A 21,995-nucleotide genomic window follows, 5' to 3' on the forward strand; every position below is an offset into this window, starting at 1 on the left:
AGGAAAAGTATACCTGGAAAAAAAGGGCCGAATTATCAATCAAAGGAATAATTGATGGATAACAAATCTTTAGAATATATAGTTAAAAAAGAAATAATTAAGCCGTTGGTTGTCAGTGTTAATTCAGTTGTTTTGCCTGCTTGGTTAGTTGAGGTAATTACTTCACTAGCCAATGATAATCCAGCATTGAAAATTTACCTTTTATATGATCGATTAGAGACAAAAGGTGAGAATAACAAAAAAGTATTTTTACCAATTGTTCTTATTGAGCAATTAATTTTCCGACAGAAGTTTAAAAATTTCAAACCTATAGAAATTCAGGCGTACTTTAGTAATCAAGACAATGTTATTGTTTGCACAAAGCTTGATATCGAAGTGGAAAAAGAATCGACAAGCTTATATTTTGACAAGAGAGAAAAGTCGGTTGCTAAAGAACAGTATTATCTTCCTAAAGAATTGACGCTTTATGGTTTTAAGGGAGTTGTTGCTTTCTTACAACGTTTTTTATTGGCCAGGCAGCCATATCAGTTGTTTTCTGATGGAAAAGCTATTTGGAATCATATGTTCCAAACAATGGAATATAGTATTGATAAAAACAGTGGATTTTTCAAAGCAGCATTTAAACAATCAATAGAAAGTATCTGGTGCTCTAATAAAAAAATGGAAAGGACAGCTCCGTCATGTTTTAGAATACCTGGTTTGCTGAGGACTTATATTCATTGGGGTAAGACAGTCTTGTCAAGAGTTATAAAACGTTTTAGGAAATTACTGTTTTATAAACGATGGTTTGTAGTCATTAAAAACAAGCAAAATAAGTTCACAAAACTTCTTCCTGAAGGAAAAGATGGTTGGGCCGATCCTTTTATCATTGATAAATACTTATTTGTCGAGCAGATTAATGCAGACACAGGTAAAGGGCATTTAGTGGCAGCAAAACTGAATGGTGATAATGCTATAAAAGAATACTCTAATATTGTTGTTGAGGATTTTCATTTGTCTTATCCTAATATATTTCAACTTGACAATACTTGGTATATGATTCCGGAATCAGCTGCAGACAAGAGTTTAAGGTTATATGAGGCAACGGATTTTCCGTACAAATGGAAGTTTCTTAAGAAAATTCAAAGTGATACACGCTTCTTAGATTTTACACCCTTGTACTATAATGATGTGTGGTGGATGTTTACCATTTCAAAAGGGATGATTGATGGAGGTTCGTATGATCAGTTGTTCCTATTCTACGCAAAAGATTTTATTAATGAGGAATGGATACCACATCCACAAAACCCAATTGTAACAGATAGCTCGGCAGCACGTCCTGCCGGTAAGCTTTATTGGGAAAATGGCCAACTATATCGTCCATCACAAGATTGTTTTGACAAATACGGAGGGTGTATCAAAATAAATAAAGTTGTCAAACTTAGTAAGGAAGAATATAAAGAGGAGTTGGTTGAAGAGGTAAATCCTCAAACGTTAGGTTTGAAAGCACATGCGGCACACACGTTAAATAGAGGTACTGAACTTATTGTGTATGATGCCCAAAATTGGGAGTGTAAACTATGATTGTATTTGAGTTCTTTATTAGTTGTTAATAATCACGTAGTTGACTTTCGGTATGACTTTTTGTAATTTATCGATTCTGAAAAAAAAGTGAGTGAAAATCTTCAGAGTTAGATATGGAATTACATAAAAGTGCAGATTTATTAAGATTCTGTATTAGAGAATTGATAATTAAGCAGCTTTATAGCAATAGTTTTTTGATGATTTGTCAAAAAGGGTTTATAAAAGTTGTTGCTCTATTGTTTTTTTGCATTCAAGTTCATTCTCAAAATATGTTTCCTGGTGCAGAAGGATTCGGTTCGCAGTCGAGAGGAGCATATGGTGGCGATACATTACCTGAAATAATCAGAGTAACTACCCTCAAAGATGGTGGACCAGGCTCTCTTCGATCTGCCGTATATAAAAAATATCCGCGAATTATTGTTTTTGAAGTTGGAGGTGTTATCGAATTAAGGCATACATTACGAATTAATGATCCTTATGTGTTTATAGCTGCTCAAACGGCACCATATCCAGGAATTACATTAAAAAATTATTCACTCGGAATCTCTACTCACGATGTTTTAGTTCAAGGACTCAAAGTTCGACCTGGTAACTTTTCTGGTCGACAAATTGATGGGATTAATATTGCTGATGACTCAACTAAACTTCATAATATAATCATTGATCATTGCAGTATTTCATGGGCTCTTGATGAGAATATTGGTATTCTTAATGGTGGTAATGGAGTTACGGTTAGTCATTGTATTATTAGTGAATGCCTTAATCAGATGAACCATTCATGTGGTATGCTGGCGACTAGTACAGGGCAAGTAAGCATTATAAAAAACTTGTTTGTTCATAATGAAGATCGTAATCCCTTAGTTAGTGGAGATACAAAAGAAGCTTTAGTTGCAAATAATTTGATTTACAATAGTGATACTCATGTTATTTATTTCGGTTCAATGAGTGAATGGAAAAGAAAAATGAGAGCTGCAGCTATTGGTAATTATTATTTCCCTGGTGAAAGAAATCGTAATGAGTACATTATATCTATCAATCCTGGCATTAATCCTCAAAGTCAGTTGTATTTGAATGGTAACAAAACCGAAAATGTGAATGATGATGATCCCTGGAGTGATAAGTATATTCACAATCCAGCAAATATGTCATTAAAAGCTGCAGATATTCCTTTTAAATTACCACATGTCCATTTACTGTCAACTGCCAACTTAAAAAAATATTTAATCGAGAATTGTGGTGCTCAACCTGGTAATAGAGATTGTATAGATGAGCGTATAATTAATGATGTAATAAACTATACTGGGAGTAAAATTCTTCTTCCACATGAAGTTGGTGGGTGGGTAAAAGAAACTAGTGAGCACACTTTGGAATTACCAGATAATCCTCATAGTGATGATAATAATGATGGCTTCACTAATCTTGAAAACTGGCTAAATAAATACTTGTATACCGGAGTGAAATAAGAAAGTTTCTAATATATAGTGCTAAATAATAGCTTCCGGTAAAGCTATTAGTAATAATTAATAAACTATTGTTAAAATGCGCCGCAGGAATTTAAAGCTGACAAAGGTTGTCTTAATCGCATTATCAGTGATAATATTAATTATTCCTGATATAATGCTACATTTTAAAAATGATGTATTAAGCATAGGGGTTATAATTTCAAAAATATGCCTGCTAATTGCAATGGGCATCTTGTTATTAAAAGTAGTTAAGTCATATTTCTATGTTTATCTGCTTCTTGGTATTCCTTATATACTTTCTTCTGTGGCTGAGGTGATTAATATTGTTGCGGTTAATTGGTATATAAGTTCCGATGGTTTAAAGGCACTCTACTACCTTTCGGATAATGAGTTAGTTGAATTTTTTGAAAAATTTAGAGTGTACTTTGTAATTCCAATATTGCTGCTCGTTTGTTATAGTTTTGTACTTAAGCGTTATAAAAGCTTTAATAATAGAGTCTTGATAAATAATAAGTTGATTGTTAGTGCTTTTGTCTTAATAGCTGTTTCAGTTGGATTGTCATTTTTGAAACTGAGGGAAAATTCTGAATTCTATTCGGGTAAGAATCGTGTAAGACTCATCATCAGGAGTTGTTATATCTATGAGCATCCGTTTAATTTTTATTATCGGACAGCAAGGTTAATGGTTCATAATCATCGAAATAAAAAAAGTCAGGTATTAAAGAGTCAATTTCAATTCAATGTCAATCAAGTTGCTGATAATCGACAACCAGAGATAGTTATTTTTGTCATTGGAGAAGCAATGCGTTATAAAAACTGGTCGGTTAACGGATACTGTAAAGAGACAAGTCCTGGTTTAAAACAGTTGAATAATTTAGTTTCATACTCTAAACATTATTCTAATGCCAATTGTACTGCCAATGCTTTCCCATTATTACTTACACAGGCATCAGCACAAACATATAACGATGCTTTTGTTCAAAAGACCATCGTTTCTCTTTTTAAAGAGGCTGGTTATCAGACTAGTTGGATATCGAGTTCAAGTGGTGCTTTGCGGTATCTAGATAATCGGGATGAAGCTGATTTCTTCTATAATCTTAGAACAAATTACCCAGATAATACCGATTTTGGAATAATACCTACAGTTGATGAAATATTGAGGCAAAGTGCAGATTCAAAACAGTTTATAGTTATTAATATGCGAGGTGCACACGAGCGTCCTCCTGTAAGTTTTGATACCTTTACACCCAATAGTAATTTAGAAGATTTTGTTCTTTCTATTGAAAATGCTAATATCTTTATTAATGACTATGATAATACAATTCTATTTCAAGACTATGTGTTAACTAGCGTAATTAAAAAGTTGGAAGATAAAGAGAAATCATCCTTTTTTCTATTCACATCAGATCATGCTACTCATCTTTTTGATGCCGGTCATTCTTTGTTTGGATATGGAGCTGCTAATCCGACGGAGATAGAGACTCACATACCTCTTTTTATATGGTGTTCTAATAAGTATTTAGATGATAATTGGACTAAATTTGATAATATACAAATGCATAAGGAAATGTTGTCCACAAACGATAACCTCTTTTATACTCTAGCAGATTTAGCTAATATTAAATATCAATCTTTTATAAGAAAACTGAGCTTAGCAGACTCCTTATTTGTTGAGCCACATTCAAGATATGTATATGCCAATAATCATCTATTTGAATTCAATAATAAATACAGTTACGATAGCTCAACAGCTTCAAGCAAATAAAGTACGGTTTGCAGTATTATGATGTGATTGCTAGGTGTGTAGTGATGCTGGTTGATGTATAGTATATTATGGTCTTTTGATGTTTAAGGATTTTCTTAAAAAAAATCCGGATAGTCTTCTTGTAGTAATGAGTAGAATACTCAGACAAATTTTATAATCGAAGCTATTAAGCAATCTATAGTATCTTTTTCCTTTTACACTTTCAAACCATTTATAAATACTTAAGTTCTTTTGGGAATTATATTCAAAGAAGCTGAGGAGCTCTGAGCGCTCGTCAATAAAAATAACATTTGGATTTACTTTTTCGAGTGGGTGTATCTTATGACCTGTCATATCGCAATATGCTTTAAGGGGGATATTTACACCGGCACATGTTGCAATATATTCTTGCAGGTTAACACGGCCGGCAGTAGGTTCTATCATATAAAATTCTCCTGTTATTTCATGTTTTTTAAACTCTATAGAACCAAGGCCTTTTAATTTGAGTGAATTAAAAATTCGCAAGGTTTCATTGGTTACAAATGGATTGATGGTAGGCCTTGTTGAAGCTGTAGAACCTGTTAAAACTTTCCATTGTCTTATCTTTTGACCAGTGAAATGACAGATGCATTCACCATTGCTATTGTAATAGGTTAAGCAGTAGTAAATGTTATTATCACCTCCCGGAATAAATTCCTGAGCAACTATGCGTGGTTCTACCTCAAACATTTTTGGAAACACCTTTTCAAATGAATTATAATCTTCAAAAATATGTGCCTTTGAAAAACCGGCATTATGCCATTCGTCAGATTTGAGAAAAGGTTTCACGATAATCGGTAATGTTAACTCTTTGACTTTTAGACTATCTTCCTTTTGTTCAATGTTAACTGTTTGTGGTACTCTAATTTTTAGTTCTTTAACGATTTTTTTAAGTAAAATTTTATCTGTGAGAGAGTTGGCGATTTTAGGTTCAGGGACATTAATGATTAAATATTGCTTTAATTCATTGAGATTTTTCATTACAAACTCAACTTTCTCATCGTTGGTCAGCATCAGTACAGGCTTGAGAATTGAATTTTTAGAAAGTTCAATAAGTTGAAATTTAAGGTTTTCCAGCGAATTGTATATGAAAGTTTTTTGGGCATAACGGGTCTTTAATTCAATATGCTCATGGCAGAAAGTGAAACCATATAATGGAATTTTGTATCTATATAGAGATTTTAAAATGCCATAACCGGCATGCGTTATATCTAATACAATAACGGGATTTAATGTTGAGAGGGCTTTCATTGCAGTAGTTAGTTTATGGTTTGTTGGTAAATTTGATCATAGTAATTCGCAATATTTGCCCAGTCATATTTTGTTTTTATATGTGATAAAGCATTTTGGGCTTTAATCTTTGTTTCAAGCTGGTTGGCTTCGATGAACTGAATTTGTTCTGCTAAATGACTGCTGTTTTGATCCTCAAAAAAGGTGAGGTGCTCATTGTCAAAAACTTCTTTATTTTCTTTTATGTCACTGGCTAAAATTGGTGTCAGTGTTGAAGCAGCCTCAAGAAGCATTATTGACATACCCTCAGTTTCAGAAGGAAAGATAAATAGTCGGGCTTTTTTAATTAGCGTTAATAAAAGTGGTAAATCACCAATATAACCAGGGTAAATAACGTTAAGGTGTTTATATTTAGCCTTTAACTCACCAACATATTCTTTGGTATGACTAAGGTCGCCAGCAACAACAATTTTACCTTTGAATTGCAGCTTATCAAGTGCTTCCAGCATTGTATGACAACCCTTGGTTTTCATAATTCTTCGAGCAGCAAAGAAGTAGTATTCACCTGCCTGAAGTTGATATTTTTCAAGTAATTCAATGGCTTCCTTTTCTTTGTATTCATCATTAATTGTAATACCATTTGGTATATAAGTGACCTTATCACTAGAGCCATTGTTATAAATTTTAGTCAATGGGTTTGAAATACAGGTCAGCGTGGCACTGGACTTCAGAAATATCTTTTCTGCTTTTTGGAGATACCATTTTTCAATAGACGACCATTTGTCTCTTAAATATGCAGATTCATGAGATGTAGCAATTATTTTAGTTTTTCTACGGAATAGGGGTAAGAAGAAAGCTGCATCAATTTTATGCAAATGAATTAAATCAAACCTTCTGAATTTTAGATATAATGCGCTTTTCAGGAAGTATAGTAATGCTCCTAAGCTTCCTCCGGGCCATTGACTAAACTCAACAACATTAACTCCATCCATATGAGTCTTAGCCATCTTATTTTTATAACAAAGTATGGTAATGTCGTATTTGTCTTTTAGCTGACTGATAATGTTTTCAGCTACCCTGCTGGTACCTCCTTTAGAAGGGAAGTACTTTATGCCGTAAAATACAACTTTGGACTTTTTCATGTGCAAGGTGTTTGTATCTGGTTAAAATACGTGTTAACTATTTTATTGACTTTCTATGAGTTGTTTGTAACGTTCTTTAAATTTGTCGGTTGAATAGTTGGCCTTTAAATGTTTGAAGCCTTCTTTTCCCAAAGATTCTCCAAGTTTAGGATTATCAATAATGTACTTTAAATGATTTGAAATTTCAACCGGGTCTGATTTTTTGGTCAGAAAACCGGTTTGATTATGGATAACCAATCGTTTGTTATCACCTACATCGGTTGCAACAACAGGAAGATGATAATTAAGTGCTTCCATAATAGAATTAGATAACCCTTCAAAAATGGATGTGCACAAATAAATATCCGCTTTTTTATAATACTCTTCAATGTTATCAGGTTTAATAATAATCTCAACTTTATCGTTTAAGTTTTCTTTGAAGATAATATCTCTAATGCTTTGTTCTTCAGGTCCAAATCCAACAATGTAGTACATGATTTTTTTAGAACTTATTCTTGTTAGCTCTTTAATTGAAAATAAAGCCGTTTGATAATCTTTGGCTTTTACGAAGCGTCCTACACTAATTATAATTACTTGTTCATTGTGGTTTTCATAAAGAGAGGAACCATTAATCTTAATGGCATTAGGTACGACAATTGATTTGTTTTTTAAAAATCCATGACTAATGAATTGATCTTGACCTGAGTGGTTATTGAAAATAGTCGCTTTTTGAAAATGCTTATGTAAGAATTTAAGAATGATGAATTTATGATAAGGTAATTTAGAGCTTCTGATGCCTCCGAATACTATACATTTAGAAAGTCCTAAGGTGGCTAATGAAGCAATTAGGTTATCACTGCTTAGATAAGCAAACAGACATTGAATTTCATTTTTGACAATTACTTTTCTTAACTGAGTTATTTTAGATACAATATTACCATTGAGATGAATTTGTACTATGTTTTCGTGATTAATGAGCTTCAAGTTAGCTGGTGCAGCTTCTTTGTATTGATAAAAAACAAAAACACGATAATCATCACTTAGTACAGATGCAAGTAATGCACTTTGCTTTTCAGCACCTCCTGGTTTTAGGGAGCGTATGAGAATTCCAATATTCTTCATGAAATAACCATTTATCCCTAAACTAAGAAATATATGTCATTGGTGCCTGATTTTTTGACTGTTGGTCAAAAATGAGTGGTCAACAACTACTTTTTTTTGTAATTTTTTCAAACATCATTATTTGAATAATGGTGGGCTAGATTTTTTAACAAACTAAGGGGATTTAAAAACAATAAGGCATATGAGTAAGAAACTACTTTTTATAACACTGGCTTTAAGTGTTGTCATGTCATGTTCAACAAATAATGATAATATGGAACCTAATTCTATTAATTCTAAAGCGATTTTTTTACACCACAGTACAGGTAAAACGATATGGCGTGGGGGAAATACTTTTGTACAGAAAGTAAAATTAAAACTTGGTTTAACATCTGCAATGGAACTTTGGTTCAAGAAATACAATCGTCAACACGGTACAAGTTACCAAATAGAAGAGAGAGCTTTCCCGGCCAAAGAACCTTATGGTTGGAATAATTACCCTTACGACTATTACAATATCTGGGTTAAAAATGGGCATGAAGAATATTATTTGGAAGAACCTACATTAAAAATACTTACTAAGCAATATAGAGTGATAATTCTAAAGCATTGTTTCCCTGTCAGTAAGCTTAAAAGTGATGAGGATAATATTGATATTAACTCTGAGGAACGTACTATTCAGAATTACAAGTTGCAATATGAGGCACTCCATAAAGAATTTCAGAAGTATCCCGATACTAAATTTTTGTTATGGACGCCACCTGCTTTAACGAAAAAGAAATCAGAGGAAGAGTGGGCTTTTAATATGAATGAGTTTTATTCGTGGATGAAAAATGAATGGGATAAGCCCGATGATAATGTTTATTTATGGGACTTTAGAGAATTAGAAACAGAAGGAGGTTTGTATCTATTAGACAAATATGCAGAAGACCCGTCTGATTCGCATCCGAATACTGTTTTAGCCGAAAAAGCATATCCAATGTTTTGTAAGAAAATTATAGACGTGTTTAATAGATAAGCTCTATGATTAGTAAAATTTTACATTTAACGGCCAGAATATTGACCCGAATAACCGTTGGGAAAATCCGTATAGCTATTTTAAGGAAACGAGGCGTAAAAATTGGTGATGATTGCATGATATTTAATGCTGATTTTTCAACAGAACCCTATCTGATTTCTTTAGGAAATCATGTAGCAGTATCGAATGGAGTGCGATTTATCACTCATGATGGTGCAGTATGGATTTATAGGGATGAGTATCCCGATTTGGATGTTTTTGGAAAGATTGTTATTGGTAACAATACGGTTATTGGAATGAATGCCATTATTTTACCGAATACAGTAATTGGTGAAAATTGCATTGTGGCCGCAGGTGCAGTTGTTAAAGGGAAGTTTGAAGACGACTCCTTAATCATGGGTAATCCGGCCAAAAAAATCATGAATACAAAAATACAAAAGCGGATGTATTTAATGAGTCCGGCCAAATTCGATTTAAAGAAAATGACCGATCAGCAAAAACGAAAAGTCCTTAAAGAACGGTTTCAATTACAAAATTAGTCTAGGTATATACAGATGAAGATTTTACATGTTGCAGATAATTTAGTCATGGGAGGACGTGAACGTCGCCTTTTAGAACTTATAAAAGGTCTTTTGAGTGCTCAGCATGAAATTGTCCTGGTACTGTTTCGTGACGCCATTCATTACAAAGAAGTACATGATTTACCCATTAAACTGATTGTACTTAAAAAACGATTCCGATTTGATGTATTTACCTATTTTCAGTTGTTTAAAATATGTAAAGAAACGAACCCAGATGTCATTCACTCCTGGGGTGGTGTTCCATCTGTGCTGGCAGGACTATCGTCATTATGGTGCAAGAAGAAGTTAGTTAATGGGATGATTGCCAATTCGGAATGTAAGCCTTTTACAATGGATTGGAACCGTTCAAAGTTGTCTTTTCCACTTTCAGATGTGATTGTTTCGAATTCTAACGTAGGCATTAAAGCTTATGGAGTGAGTGATAAAAAGGGAGTTGTGATTTCTAATGGATTCGATATACAGCGTCTGAATGTTGTGTATAATAGAAAAGAAACATTAAAAGAGATTAACATTTCTAATGGCCAGGCTTTAATTGGTATGGTTGCAAGTATCAATTGGCGAAAAGATTATCCAACTTTCATCAAATCAGCATTATTGGTTTTAAAGCAAACAACAAATGTTTGCTTTATTATCATTGGAGATGGAGAAGACAAAGAAGATGTGAAAGAAATGATTCCTGAAAAACAAAAAAGACACTTTCGTTTTCTAGGCAAAAGGCAGGATGTGGATCGTTTTATCTCGGTTTTTGACGTAGGCATATTAGCTTCATTTGGAGAAGGTATCTCCAACTCTATTATGGAATATATGGCATTTGAAAAGCCCGTTATAGCCTCAGATGTAGAAGGGAATAGAGAATTGGTAGAGGCTGATAATTCTGGTTTTTTAGTGGAAGTTAGAAACGAACAAGCAATGGCAGAAAAGATTCTGGAACTCTTGTCAGATAAAACACGCTCTATTCAAATGGGGGTAAATGGTAAGCAAATAATTCTTGAACGCTTTACTGAAAAACAAATGACAGAGAAATATATTAAGCTGTATCATCAACTTTTGAATAATGAAAAAATGGAAGTATAGTATAGTTTTAATAGTGTTAATAGGATGTGTCATTTCATCTACAAGTGCTCAAGGTATGTTCCCTGGTGCTGAAGGATTTGGGGCACAATCGCGTGGCGCTTATGCAGGAGAACAATTGCCACAAATTATTAAGGTAACCAACCTTAATGATGGAGGACCAGGCTCATTAAGGGCAGCTATCAATCGTCAGTATCCCAGGATTATTATCTTCGAGGTTAGCGGAGTTATTGAATTAAATAGAACATTGAGAATTAATTCTCCTTACGTGTTTATTGCTGCTCAAACAGCTCCTTTTCCTGGAATAACTCTTAAAAATTATCCTTTAGGAATATCATCGCATGATGTGCTAGTTCAGGGAATAAAAGTTAGACCAGGAACAGCATCTAACAAACAAATTGATGGAATTAATATTGCTGATGATTCAACAAAGCTATACAACATTATGGTTGATCATTGCAGTGTTTCATGGGCACTTGATGAAAACATTGGTATTTTAAATGGGGGGGATGGAATTACAATTAGCAATTGTATCATTAGTGAATGCCTTACTCATATGAACCATTCCAAAGGTCTTCTATCTATGCATTCAAAAAGGATAAGTGTTATCAAAAATATGTTTGTGCATAATTCTGATCGTAATCCGCTTGTTTGGGGAGACACTTATGGTGTTCAGATTATCAATAATTTAATCTACAATAGCGATACTCATGCTGTTTATTTAGGTATGTCGGGGGAGGGTAAAACACCAATGAAAGCTGATATAGTAGGCAACTATTACATACTAGGTAAGAGAAACCGCAATGATAAGTTGCTTTCTATTCATGAAAACTTTCAAAACAATGGTAAAGTTTATGTACATGGCAATATGACCAAAGGTGTTAACTCTACTGATCAATATAGTCGTGACATGTTACACAATCCCGGCAATAAAGCGGTTTTTAATACTGAAATGTCTGATGATGTCAAGAATGTTCAAGTTATAAATGCAACTATATTAACGAATTACTTAATAAAAAACTGTGGTGCACAGGCCCAATCAAGAGACGAAATTGATAGCCGAATAATTAATGATGTTATTAAACAAACAGGTAATCGAATTGCACTACCATCTGAAGTGGGTGGCTGGGTCTATGAGGCAGGTGAAAGGAAATTAGATTTACCTGCAGAACCTCATGCTGATGATGATGAAAATGGATTTACCAACATTGAGGAATGGCTTCATAGTTTTTTATAAGTGAGGGAATTTAGTTTTTAGCCATCAATATTTAAACATTAGTGTAAAGATTCATCCTGTATAACAAAAAAGGAAGCATCTAAAGGCTTATATCCTTAACTTATAAATCCTATTAAGGGGAGAAATATTCAACGTAATGTGGTGTATAGTTGTTACGGTTGGAATTGCCAATTATGGACAGCGTTAATGTAGTTAAATCAAATATTATATCATGAAAGAAGATATCAGAACATTTATATCAGAAATAACATTTGTTGATAAAAGTACAATAGCAGATGAAACAAAGCTTTTTGAAGAAGGTATTTTTGATTCAATGGGCTTGCTAAGTCTGATTACTTTTTTGGATGAGCAAATGGGCGTTAAAACTGACGATTCCGATTTGACTGAAGAAAATTTCCAGAGTATAAATACTATTGTAGCGTTCTTAGAACGTAAAAAGTCACTTGTTAACTAGGGCCTATGTGTGGTATTGTTGGGTTTATTAACGATGGTTTTAATGTGGGGCAAAAAGAGCATGTACTCAATAAAATGCTTACCCGCATCAGGCATCGTGGACCCGACGAAACAGGGCTTTACATTCATCAGCAGTGTTCCATGGGCAATGTGCGCCTTAGTATTGTTGACTTAAGCTCAGGCCAGCAGCCTTTGTGTAATAGCGATGGAACTTTATGGATTGCCTACAACGGGGAAGTATATAATCACATTGAGCTGAAGAAAAAACTTGAGCAAAAAGGACATCGTTTCAGAACCAATTGCGATACAGAGGTTGTATTGCACATGTTTGAAGAATATGGTCCGGCTTGTCTAGAGCAATTAAATGGTCAGTTTGCATTTTCTATTTGGGATGAAAAAAGGCAATCGCTGTTTTTAGCTCGTGATCGCTTTGGTATCCGACCTTTGTTTTATACGCAGAAAGAAGAACAATTGATTTATGCTTCAGAAGTGAAGTGTTTGTTTGAACATCCAATAACGAATAGAGCCATTGACATAAAAGGCTTAAAAGAATCACTGATATTCTGGGCACCTCTTTCGCCCAATACCGTTTTTGATGACGTTAAGGAAGTGCCTCCAGGTCATTATCTTATAGCCAATCATGAGGGATTAGCAGTGAAGTCTTATTGGCGATATAATTTTAATAAAGAAAAATTCTCCGGCACACTAAACGAAGCAGCTGAAGAACTTCGTAGTTTATTGAAAAGTAGTGTGGATTTACGCTTGCGAGCCGATGTGAAAGTTGCCGCTTATTTAAGTGGAGGTTTGGATTCGAGCGTAACGACAGCTTTGGTTAAAGAGATTCAACCTCATGTATTAAATACTTTTTCCATTGGCTTTGATGAACATAACTATGACGAATCATCGTACCAAAATGAGGTGGCGCAATACTTCAATACCAATCATCAAAGCATCTCGTGCAATAACTCTTCTATTGCTATGGCACTTCATAAAGCCGTTTATCATGCCGAGGCTCCAATTTTACGCACATCGCCTGTACCCATGATGCTACTCTCATCTCTTGTGCGACAGCATGGTATTAAAGTGGTTTTGACTGGCGAAGGTGCAGACGAAATGTTGGGTGGGTATAATATTTTTAAAGAAACCATTATTCGGCATTTCTGGGCACGACAGCCTGACTCAAAAATCAGACCTTTACTGTTGAGAACGTTATATCCCTATATTCCACAATTGAAGGATGCATCGTCAATGATGTTGAAATTATTTTTTGGCTATCAGCTGAATCAAACTAATTCGCCGGTTTATTCACATTTGTTACGATGGAAAAATGGGCAGCAGTTAACTAATTTGTTTGCTAAAGATGTTGCCAGTGAGCTTGCATACTATCATCCTGTTGATGAACTGTCAATGCAATTAGAGCAAGAGTTAGAAGGTTTTACCTTGCTTGAAAAGGCGCAATTGATAGAATCACGATTGTTTATGTCAGGTTATCTGTTATCATCGCAAGGCGATAGGGTAGCTATGGCTAATTCGGTCGAAGGCCGTTATCCATTTTTAGACCATAGGGTGGCCGAATTTTGTGCCACCTTACCTGATGAATTCAAAATTCGTGGATTAAACGAAAAGGTGCTCCTTAAAGAAATGATGAAAGGCCAGTTGCCTGGGGTGGTTTTGAATCGACCGAAGCAAGCTTACCGTGCTCCTGTTGCACAAGCCATCTTGAATGAACCATCATTGTTGGAAGAATATTTAAATCCTGATGAGATTAGCAATGCAGGCTTGTTTAGTAAAGAGAAAATAGGCCTTTTATTGAAAAAAATGCAAAGTGGAAAACCCATTACCGAGCAAGATAATATGGCCTTAATTGCGGTTTTATCTACACAAATACTGCATCACAAGTTCATTTCTGCTCATCAAAGTTTGAATGAAAAAGATCTGTTAAAAGGAGACGTGAAAAATAAGCAAATAATTATTCAATAAACTTTTACCAATGGCTAAACCTAAATTTACAAAAGACATAATTAAACTCGCCGATGTTAATGCTACAATAGAGCATCTGGTGGCGAAACTCAAAGATGATGTAGCAAAGCAATTACGACGCAGAGGTGGTATTGTTGGAATTAGTGGAGGAATTGATTCTTCAGTCACATTAGCTTTGACCGTTAAAGCTTTAGGAGCAAAAAATGTAGTTGGAGTAATGTTGCCCGAGAAAGATTCAAGCGATGACAGTAAAGCGTTTGCACTGGAGTTAGCCAGCAAATATGGTGTTGAGGTAGTTGAAGAGAATATCAGTGGAGCTTTAGATGGTTTTGGATGTTATTCGCGACGCGATGAGGCAGTCAAACGAGTTATACCGGAGTTCAATCCATTGGTTGATAAAATGAAGATTGGCATTCCTCAGGAGTTTCTTAATACTAATTTGCCTCCGGTGTTTTACGTGACTGTAATATTTGCAGATGGTTCTGAAAAAAGTGAGCGACTACCTATGAATGAATACCTGCAAATTGTGGCCGCTTCCAATTTTAAGCAGCGCAGTCGTATGTCCATGTTGTATTACCATGCCGAGGCGAAGCACTATGCAGTCATCGGAACTCCAAATAAACACGAGGTACAGCAAGGCTTTTTTGTAAAATATGGCGATGGCGGTGCTGATGTGATGCCAATTGGCAATTTATATAAAACACAGGTATATGAATTGGCTCGTCATATAGGAGTTCCGCAGAATATAATTGATCGGATTCCCACAACCGATACTTATACAGCCGAACAAACACAGGAAGAATTCTTTTACCAGATGCCTTTTGAAATGATGGATTTATTGTGGTACGGATGGGAAAATAACTATTCACCTGCAGAGGTTGCAGTAGCGTTGCAGAAAGAAGTAGACGAAGTGGAAAAGGTGTTTAAAAATTTTGAACGAAAAAAGAAGACGACGGAATACCTTCGCATGCCGCCAATTCATAACTATTAATACTCATATCATGAATTGTGTCGATTATTTATTGCAAGATCATCAGGAACGATCAGGAGATTTTATTCTTGGGCGAGGGGCTACATTGACATATCCAAAATTGATAGATGGAGTGCTGAAATTGAGTAGCTGGCTTGAAACTACGATTGGAAGAGGTCGGAATGTGATGCTGATGATGCCTAATTCAGCACATTCGGTGATCAGCTATTTAGCCATTATGAAATCGGGTAATGTTGTGGTACCACTTAATCCAACTATTGAAGCTGAGGGATTTAATGATATTGTTGGCCGTTGCAAAAGCGTACTTTTAATAACTTCAGTCCAATTGAGAAAACGACTTAATCCGCAAATAGAAACAATTGTAACTGAAAGTGAAATCGATTTTGTAATTAATACAGATGAGTTAGCAACTTGGCAGCACAGTGCAATCGAGCCAGATGCTTTGGCGCAAATTATATTTACTTCAGGTTCAACTGCTAAGCCTAAAGGCGTTATGATTTCTCATAAAAATATTATCGCCAATACAAGTTCAATAATAGAATATCTGCAATTGACAGAAGACGATATAATTGAGATTGTTTTGCCGTTTTTCTATTGTTATGGATTGTCATTACTGCATACACATTTAAAAGTGGGAGGTAGTGTGGTGCTCAATAATACCTTTATCTTTCTTAGTTCGGTGCTGGATGATTTTCAAAAGTATAAATGTACCGGATTTGCAGGCGTACCCAGTCATTTTCAGATATTGCTTCGTAAATCAGATTCTTTCAAAAATACTGTGTTTTCGCACTTGCGATATGTGACACAGGCAGGCGGTAAATTGCATACTACTTTTATTAAAGAATTTTGCGAGAGTCAGCCTGATATAAGATTCATTGTGATGTACGGTCAGACTGAAGCTACAGCACGACTGTCTTATTTGCCTGTTGAGCGTTTGAGCGATAAATTAGGTTCGTTAGGGAAAGGCATACCAAACGTAGAGTTGCGAGTTGTTAACTCAGAAGGAGAAAAGGTTAAGCCTGGCGAGATAGGTGAGATTATTGCTCAGGGAGATAATGTGATGCTTGGCTACTATAATGAACCAGAGGAAACTGCAAGCACAATAAGAGACAACTGGCTTTATACTGGTGATTTGGCCAAAGTTGATGAAGATGGTTTTATCTATCATGCTGCCAGAAAGAAGGAGATTATTAAAGTTGGCGGTCGTCGGGTAAGCCCCAAAGAGATTGAGGAGGTGATTGTTGGAATTGACGGCGTTATTGACTGTTCAATTGAAGCCGTAGAAGATGAGCTATTAGGTGAAGCTATAAAGGCTATTTTGGTGATTAATACAACAAAAAATAATATCACGGAAGAGTTAGTAAAACAGTATTGTGCCAGCAAGTTGGCTAATTATAAAGTGCCACAGTTAGTTGAATTTATTGATAAATTAAATATTAACTCAACCGGTAAGAAAGTTAAAGCATAATTTTTAATTAAAACAATCTTAACGATTATCAGGAATTTATTGACATTCGTAAAAATCAATTATAGATAATGTGTTTTTGATAAACGTTGTTTTTTTATACGGGAATATTACAATATTAATGTTGAATATTAAATATTGATGGTTAGCTATTTGATGAACACTTAATGCTCGTGTAAAGCAACTGTACAAATGTAATAGAAGCCCGTAAATTGCATGGTGAGATAATTATTCGGGAAAATGAGGAATGTTGAATCGATAAGTGCCATTGGTAGAGTTTTGTCGGTACCAAAACAATTGGTCACCGACCTCATCGTAGAGAATGTGCCTTCGAAGGAAGTGTTGAATTCTGCATTAACAAAGAAAGTGAGCAATTACATCAATCAACATGTTGCCATCGAATCACATTCAACCGCCTTAATTTCTGACAATTCCCATACGCATATTCCCGTATCAAAACAAGCCAATCTTCGAAGTGTTGTTAATATTCGACAGATAAATGATGTGAGGTATATTAACAAATACTTGTGCAAGGTTAATGAATGCCTTCCTGATGCTGGTTTGTTTATTGGCTGTGTTGAATCTACAAGTAATAAGAAAATTAAGCTTTTTAAAGGTAAACACAACCTCTGGACACAACTGGTTTGGTTGTATTGCTTCTTTGTCCACCGGGTTTGGCCTAAGGTTCCTAAGTTGAGAAAACTATATTTTTACTTGACAAAAGGTCGGTATAGGTGGTTGACTGTCGCGGAGGTGTTAGGGCGCCTGGTTAGTTGTGGTTTTGAAATTATTGAATTTAAAGAGATAGAGGGTAAGATATATTTTGTGGTAATAAAAACGCATGAACCAGATCATAATATGTACCCATCTTATTCGCCTGTTTTTGGTATGCGGCGTGTTGGTAAAAATGGAAAATTAATAAAGGTTTATAAATTCAGGACAATGCACCCGTACTCTGAATACCTGCAAGATTATGTTATTCGCTTGAATGGCTATAATGAAGTAGGAAAACCTGCCAATGACTTTAGATTAACCCGATGGGGAAGAGTGTTTAGAAAGTATTGGTTGGACGAACTGCCTCAACTTATTAACGTCTTAATAGGGAATATGGCTATCGTTGGTATGCGTCCCTTAAGTCAGACGCGATTTAACGAGTTGCCAAAAGATGTGCAAGAAAAACGAATAAAATTTAAGCCGGGTTGTATTCCACCGTATGTAGCTCTAAATATGCCAAATAGTGAGGGAAATGTTGTTGCGGAGCGCATATATATGGCTGCAAAAGAAAAAGCTCCATTTTTAACAGATGTAAAGTACTTCTGTAAAGCCATTTTTAATATCCTTACAGGGAAGATATGTAGTTCGTGATGATAACTTGAATTTAAGAGTAGGATATCATAAATTTATTTAATTGATAAAATCCTATGCTTAATCTGTTTCTCAAAAGGTCACCTTTCATAAGACTTATAATTCCGTTAATTACAGGAATATATGTTGCTTTTCAAATTCCTGAGCACCAACAAGAGCTATTATTCGCAGTGCTAATTGCCTTTTTATGTTTTGCGAGTGTTAGTTATTGGTTTAAGCACGCAGCTTTATATCAATACCGATATATAACAGGTTTTGCTGGTTTTATGCTGTTCTTCCTTTTTGCTATGTTTTATATGCAAATGCGCATGCCACAAACATTTTCATTGGAGAGAAAACAAGCCATTAAACTGCAGCTTGTAGAAAACATTGGCGAAACAAATAAAAACTATAAATATGAAGCCATTTTATTGGCTATTGACAATGATTCATTAGCAATGGCCAATAAAAGCAGAGGTATTGTATTTATCCCTAAGAAACAAGAAGATAAAACGCTATATCCGGGTGCTGTTATCCATTCAATTGGTCGATTTATACCATTTTCAGAACCCGATTGTGAGTTTGATTTCGATTATTCGGGGTATCTGCGAAATCAGCGAATTGCTTTTCGATTTATTATTAGTGAATATCAAAAGTTAAGTAATCAGGGTGTTTCTAATAGTTTGTTTATACAAAGTGCTCGATTGAAGCTCTATCTAAGAGAACGGTTTGTATCGGCAGGGCTCACAAAATCGCAAGTAGCTATTTTAAATGCTCTATTTCTTGGCGATAAAAGTAAGTTAACTTATGAGCAAAAGGTCGCTTTTTCAAATGCAGGAGCCATGCATTTGTTGGCCGTGAGTGGGCTGCATGTGGGAATCATCTATATGTTGATAATTTCATTATTGACAGCTTTGGGCTTAAAAAAAGGCAATGTGGCAGTAGCGTGTTTGGTTATATCTATTTTGTGGCTTTATGCTTTTATAACAGGCTTTTCTCCATCGGTTTTAAGGGCAAGTTTAATGTTTACAATCCTTGAGATTGGACGAATATCAAAACGAAAAACTGGCATCTTTAATTTATTAGGAGCGTCCATGTTTATCATCATGATCATTGAACCCTTATCAATATTTAATATTGGCTTTTGGTTAAGCCATAGTGCGGTGGCGGCCATTGTGTGTTTCTATCCTAAAATCAATAGTTGGTTTCGATTTAGGTTTCCGCCTTTTCGTTGGTTTTGGTCTATTACTGCGGTTTCATTAGCGGCTCAAATTGGCACATTACCAATCTGTATCTATGCTTTTTATGGATTTCCACTCTATTTCGTTATTACCAACCTTATGTTGATTCCTGTTGTGACACCAATTTTAGTGCTGGCCGTATTTAGCTCTGTTTTCTCATTCTCATCGTTTGTATTGGCTGTGTTGGTTCCGGCATTGGGCGACCTTCTGACTTTTATGGAACAAACTGCCCTTTACATTGAGTCTTTGCCTAACTCAATAATTACCAATCTATACCTTAATAGTTTTCAATTACTAGGTATATATACATCAATTATCTTTTTATTGGTGTATGTTGATTATCGCTTTGTTCGTTATTTGAAATATGCTCTGATTTCGTTAATAATTGCATTGGCCAGTGTGTATATCAGAAAAGAGCGTTTACCCGATGAGTTACTCTATGTTGCCAACGTGAAAGGTAAGAGTGTGGTTAACTACCTCAATGCAAGTACCAATATTATTTATACAAATGAAGAGCTGACAGAGAAAGAGATTGATTTTGCTTTTGGTGGTTTATGGGCATATTGTTTAGCCAACAGTAAGGTTTCAACTATAGTTGTGGATAAACAGAATTATCGCCCCATTGTTAAACTAATAGGTAATCAACGTATTGCTATCGTGTCAGAGCGTGCTGTGTGGGAACATCAAATGGAGCATTCTCATATTGATTTACTGATTTTGCTTGGTAAGCCAGAAATGACTCTGGCAGAACTAAGAGCCAGCATGCGTGTGCGTCAATTGGTTATATCTAATGGTTGGAAATGGTACCATAAACGAAAGTGGTTAAAAGAGCATTCAACATATATTGAGAATGTGCATGATATATCAAAGGATGGTGTTCTTTTTGTTGTCGATGGAAAGCTGATGTGATTTAAATTCATTTTTATTTGGAGGATTAGAAGTATTATCTATTAATTTGCGTTGTTTTTGCCAGGCGGCAATTCAAACTAAAGAATAAACAAAGGTTATGAGAATATTTATAGCAGGTGCAGGGGAAGTAGGAACGCATTTGGCCAAAATGCTTTGTTCTGCTAATCATGATGTTATATTAATGGATGAAGATGAAGAGAAGTTAAAGCAAATTGATTCTCATTTCGATTTAATGACTATTGTTGGTAGCATCTCTTCCATTGAAGATTTGCGTGAGGCCAATGTTAAGTCGTGTGACTTATTTATTGCCGTTCCGCCTTACCAGGATATGAGTATTTTATCGTGTATCCTGGCAAAACAGTTAGGGGCAAAAACAACTGTAGCCAGGGTTAATAACCATGAGTATTTACTTGAGGAAAACAAAGAGTTCTTTGGTAAGCTGGGTATTGATGAGTTAATCTATCCTGAACAGTTAGCCGCCAAAGAAGTGTTTGCATCACTCAAGCAGGTTGGTACCCGTCAGATGTACGAATTTACAGGTAGTAAGCTTGTGATGTTTGCCCTTAAAGTTCGCGACAATGCCCGTATTGTTAATAAAACCCTGGCTGAGATTTCGGCCATGTACGAAAACCAGGAATATAATATTGTAGCTATCAACCGCGACGGTGAGACCATTATACCGCGAGGCAAAGAAACCCTTCAGCACAACGATTTGGTTTATATTATTACCACTAAGTCGGCTGTTAAACAAGTGATGGAAGATGCCGGTAAGAAACAGTTCGAAATCAAAAATGTGATGATTTTGGGAGGTAGCCGTATTGGTAAAAAAGTAGCTCAGAAGCTGGAAGGAAATTACAGCATTAAACTGATTGAGATAGATAAGGAAAAAGCAGCTCGTTTAGCAGATGTATTAGCCGATACGCTTGTGATTAACGGTGATGGTCGTAATCTGGAGTTATTAAAAGATGAAGGTATCAAAAAGATGGATGCTTTTGTGGCAGTAACAGGTAACTCCGAAGTGAACATTTTGGCTTGTCAATTGGCTAAAAAAATGGGCGTACGAAAAACGGTTGCTGAGGTGGAGAATATCGATTACATCGACTTAGCTGAGAATATTGGCATTGGTACCTTGGTAAATAAAAAGCTGATTGCAGCCAGCCACATCTATCGCTATACATTAAGAGCTCAGGTGTCGCATGTTAAATGCCTGACTGCTACCGATGCCGAGGTGTTAGAGTTAATAGCGCAGCCTGATTCCAAGATCACCAAAGGAGCACTCCGTAAATTAAGCTTGCCTAAGGACGTTAATATAGGTGGTGTGATTCGTGGCGAAAAAGCCATCATTGCCAGTGGAGATACGGTGATTGAACCACATGATAAAGTGGTGCTTTTTGCTATGCCTTCCAGCTTTGTAAAAATTGAAAAGATGTTTAGCTAATTAAGC

Annotated in this window: 17 protein-coding genes; 14 read left to right on the forward strand and 3 right to left on the reverse strand. The window is 35.3% G+C overall.

Going from position 1 to position 21,995, the window contains the following annotated elements; genetic code table 11:
- Positions 1 to 54 precede the first annotated feature (54 nt).
- The 3 genes from J1N10_RS05210 to J1N10_RS05220 all read left to right on the forward strand — a co-directional run bounded on the left by J1N10_RS05210 (position 55) and on the right by J1N10_RS05220 (position 4,791).
- Positions 55 to 1,563: a glucosamine inositolphosphorylceramide transferase family protein gene (locus J1N10_RS05210; RefSeq protein ID WP_262325621.1), complete on the forward strand. Its 1,509-nt coding sequence runs from the start codon at positions 55 to 57 to the stop codon at positions 1,561 to 1,563.
- A gap of 113 nt (positions 1,564 to 1,676) precedes the next feature.
- Positions 1,677 to 3,026, forward strand: coding sequence for a right-handed parallel beta-helix repeat-containing protein (locus J1N10_RS05215; RefSeq protein ID WP_262325622.1), 1,350 nt, complete (start codon positions 1,677 to 1,679; stop codon positions 3,024 to 3,026).
- Positions 3,027 to 3,102: 76 nt separating this feature from the next.
- Positions 3,103 to 4,791, forward strand: coding sequence for a phosphoethanolamine transferase (locus tag J1N10_RS05220; protein WP_262325623.1), 1,689 nt, complete (start codon positions 3,103 to 3,105; stop codon positions 4,789 to 4,791).
- A 66-nt stretch (positions 4,792 to 4,857) separates the two neighbouring features.
- Here J1N10_RS05220 and J1N10_RS05225 read toward each other — a convergent pair whose 3' ends face one another.
- Genes J1N10_RS05225 through J1N10_RS05235 form a run of 3 tightly spaced genes read right to left on the reverse strand, consistent with a single transcriptional unit; the run spans position 4,858 to position 8,282 of the window.
- Positions 4,858 to 6,060, reverse strand: a complete 1,203-nt coding sequence (locus J1N10_RS05225; protein WP_262325624.1) for a carboxylate--amine ligase — start codon at positions 6,058 to 6,060, stop codon at positions 4,858 to 4,860.
- Positions 6,061 to 6,068: 8 nt separating this feature from the next.
- Complete coding sequence (locus J1N10_RS05230; RefSeq protein ID WP_262325625.1) at positions 6,069 to 7,181, reverse strand: glycosyltransferase family 4 protein; 1,113 nt, start codon at positions 7,179 to 7,181, stop codon at positions 6,069 to 6,071.
- Between the two features lie 42 nt (positions 7,182 to 7,223).
- Positions 7,224 to 8,282 (reverse strand): glycosyltransferase, encoded by a 1,059-nt coding sequence (locus tag J1N10_RS05235; protein WP_262325626.1) that lies wholly within the window; start codon positions 8,280 to 8,282, stop codon positions 7,224 to 7,226.
- Between the two features lie 181 nt (positions 8,283 to 8,463).
- Here J1N10_RS05235 and J1N10_RS05240 point away from each other — a divergent pair, with 181 nt between their 5' ends.
- The 11 genes from J1N10_RS05240 (at position 8,464) to trkA (ending at position 21,989) form a co-directional block, all read left to right on the forward strand.
- Entirely contained in the window at positions 8,464 to 9,279 is an 816-nt protein-coding gene (locus tag J1N10_RS05240) for a hypothetical protein (RefSeq protein ID WP_262325627.1), read from the forward strand.
- 5 nt (positions 9,280 to 9,284) lie between these two features.
- On the forward strand, positions 9,285 to 9,818 hold the full coding sequence (locus tag J1N10_RS05245) for an acyltransferase (protein WP_262325628.1): 534 nt from the start codon (positions 9,285 to 9,287) through the stop codon (positions 9,816 to 9,818).
- A gap of 15 nt (positions 9,819 to 9,833) precedes the next feature.
- A complete protein-coding gene (locus tag J1N10_RS05250) occupies positions 9,834 to 10,934 on the forward strand; it encodes a glycosyltransferase (protein ID WP_262325629.1) in 1,101 nt (366 codons plus the stop codon).
- A complete protein-coding gene (locus J1N10_RS05255; protein ID WP_262325630.1) occupies positions 10,915 to 12,168 on the forward strand; it encodes a pectate lyase in 1,254 nt (417 codons plus the stop codon). Before J1N10_RS05250 ends, J1N10_RS05255 begins: the two co-directional genes overlap by 20 nt.
- 211 nt (positions 12,169 to 12,379) lie before the next feature.
- Positions 12,380 to 12,622, forward strand: a complete 243-nt coding sequence (locus tag J1N10_RS05260; protein WP_262325631.1) for an acyl carrier protein — start codon at positions 12,380 to 12,382, stop codon at positions 12,620 to 12,622.
- 5 nt (positions 12,623 to 12,627) lie between these two features.
- Complete coding sequence (asnB, locus tag J1N10_RS05265) at positions 12,628 to 14,601, forward strand: asparagine synthase (glutamine-hydrolyzing) (RefSeq protein WP_262325632.1); 1,974 nt, start codon at positions 12,628 to 12,630, stop codon at positions 14,599 to 14,601.
- Positions 14,602 to 14,611: 10 nt separating this feature from the next.
- A complete protein-coding gene (gene nadE / locus J1N10_RS05270) occupies positions 14,612 to 15,592 on the forward strand; it encodes an NAD(+) synthase (protein ID WP_262325633.1) in 981 nt (326 codons plus the stop codon).
- Between the two features lie 10 nt (positions 15,593 to 15,602).
- Positions 15,603 to 17,060, forward strand: coding sequence for a class I adenylate-forming enzyme family protein (locus tag J1N10_RS05275; RefSeq protein WP_262325634.1), 1,458 nt, complete (start codon positions 15,603 to 15,605; stop codon positions 17,058 to 17,060).
- A gap of 237 nt (positions 17,061 to 17,297) precedes the next feature.
- A complete protein-coding gene (locus J1N10_RS05280) occupies positions 17,298 to 18,422 on the forward strand; it encodes a sugar transferase (protein WP_262325635.1) in 1,125 nt (374 codons plus the stop codon).
- A 56-nt stretch (positions 18,423 to 18,478) separates the two neighbouring features.
- The gene (locus J1N10_RS05285) at positions 18,479 to 20,551 is read left to right on the forward strand and encodes a ComEC/Rec2 family competence protein (protein ID WP_262325636.1); all 2,073 of its coding nucleotides are present in this window, start codon (positions 18,479 to 18,481) and stop codon (positions 20,549 to 20,551) included.
- A gap of 97 nt (positions 20,552 to 20,648) precedes the next feature.
- A complete protein-coding gene (trkA, locus tag J1N10_RS05290; protein ID WP_262325637.1) occupies positions 20,649 to 21,989 on the forward strand; it encodes a Trk system potassium transporter TrkA in 1,341 nt (446 codons plus the stop codon).
- Positions 21,990 to 21,995: the final 6 nt, after the last annotated feature.

Source organism: Carboxylicivirga litoralis (assembly GCF_025499605.1).
In the GTDB taxonomy this organism is placed as follows: Bacteria; Bacteroidota; Bacteroidia; order Bacteroidales; family Marinilabiliaceae; genus Carboxylicivirga; species Carboxylicivirga litoralis.

What these genes read in the sequence shown, in the direction of transcription:
- J1N10_RS05225 (WP_262325624.1), bottom strand. Translation starts at nt 6,060, where the DNA reads ATGAAAGCCCTCTCAACATTAAATCCCGTTATTGTATTAGATATAACG.
- J1N10_RS05235 (WP_262325626.1), bottom strand. Translation starts at nt 8,282, where the DNA reads ATGAAGAATATTGGAATTCTCATACGCTCCCTAAAACCAGGAGGTGCT.
- J1N10_RS05260 (WP_262325631.1), top strand. Translation starts at nt 12,380, where the DNA reads ATGAAAGAAGATATCAGAACATTTATATCAGAAATAACATTTGTTGAT.
- J1N10_RS05230 (WP_262325625.1), bottom strand. Translation starts at nt 7,181, where the DNA reads ATGAAAAAGTCCAAAGTTGTATTTTACGGCATAAAGTACTTCCCTTCT.
- J1N10_RS05240 (WP_262325627.1), top strand. Translation starts at nt 8,464, where the DNA reads ATGAGTAAGAAACTACTTTTTATAACACTGGCTTTAAGTGTTGTCATG.
- J1N10_RS05285 (WP_262325636.1), top strand. Translation starts at nt 18,479, where the DNA reads ATGCTTAATCTGTTTCTCAAAAGGTCACCTTTCATAAGACTTATAATT.
- J1N10_RS05250 (WP_262325629.1), top strand. Translation starts at nt 9,834, where the DNA reads ATGAAGATTTTACATGTTGCAGATAATTTAGTCATGGGAGGACGTGAA.
- asnB (WP_262325632.1), top strand. Translation starts at nt 12,628, where the DNA reads ATGTGTGGTATTGTTGGGTTTATTAACGATGGTTTTAATGTGGGGCAA.
- J1N10_RS05275 (WP_262325634.1), top strand. Translation starts at nt 15,603, where the DNA reads ATGAATTGTGTCGATTATTTATTGCAAGATCATCAGGAACGATCAGGA.
- nadE (WP_262325633.1), top strand. Translation starts at nt 14,612, where the DNA reads ATGGCTAAACCTAAATTTACAAAAGACATAATTAAACTCGCCGATGTT.
- J1N10_RS05210 (WP_262325621.1), top strand. Translation starts at nt 55, where the DNA reads ATGGATAACAAATCTTTAGAATATATAGTTAAAAAAGAAATAATTAAG.
- J1N10_RS05220 (WP_262325623.1), top strand. Translation starts at nt 3,103, where the DNA reads ATGCGCCGCAGGAATTTAAAGCTGACAAAGGTTGTCTTAATCGCATTA.
- J1N10_RS05255 (WP_262325630.1), top strand. Translation starts at nt 10,915, where the DNA reads ATGAAAAAATGGAAGTATAGTATAGTTTTAATAGTGTTAATAGGATGT.
- trkA (WP_262325637.1), top strand. Translation starts at nt 20,649, where the DNA reads ATGAGAATATTTATAGCAGGTGCAGGGGAAGTAGGAACGCATTTGGCC.
- J1N10_RS05280 (WP_262325635.1), top strand. Translation starts at nt 17,298, where the DNA reads ATGAGGAATGTTGAATCGATAAGTGCCATTGGTAGAGTTTTGTCGGTA.
- J1N10_RS05215 (WP_262325622.1), top strand. Translation starts at nt 1,677, where the DNA reads ATGGAATTACATAAAAGTGCAGATTTATTAAGATTCTGTATTAGAGAA.
- J1N10_RS05245 (WP_262325628.1), top strand. Translation starts at nt 9,285, where the DNA reads ATGATTAGTAAAATTTTACATTTAACGGCCAGAATATTGACCCGAATA.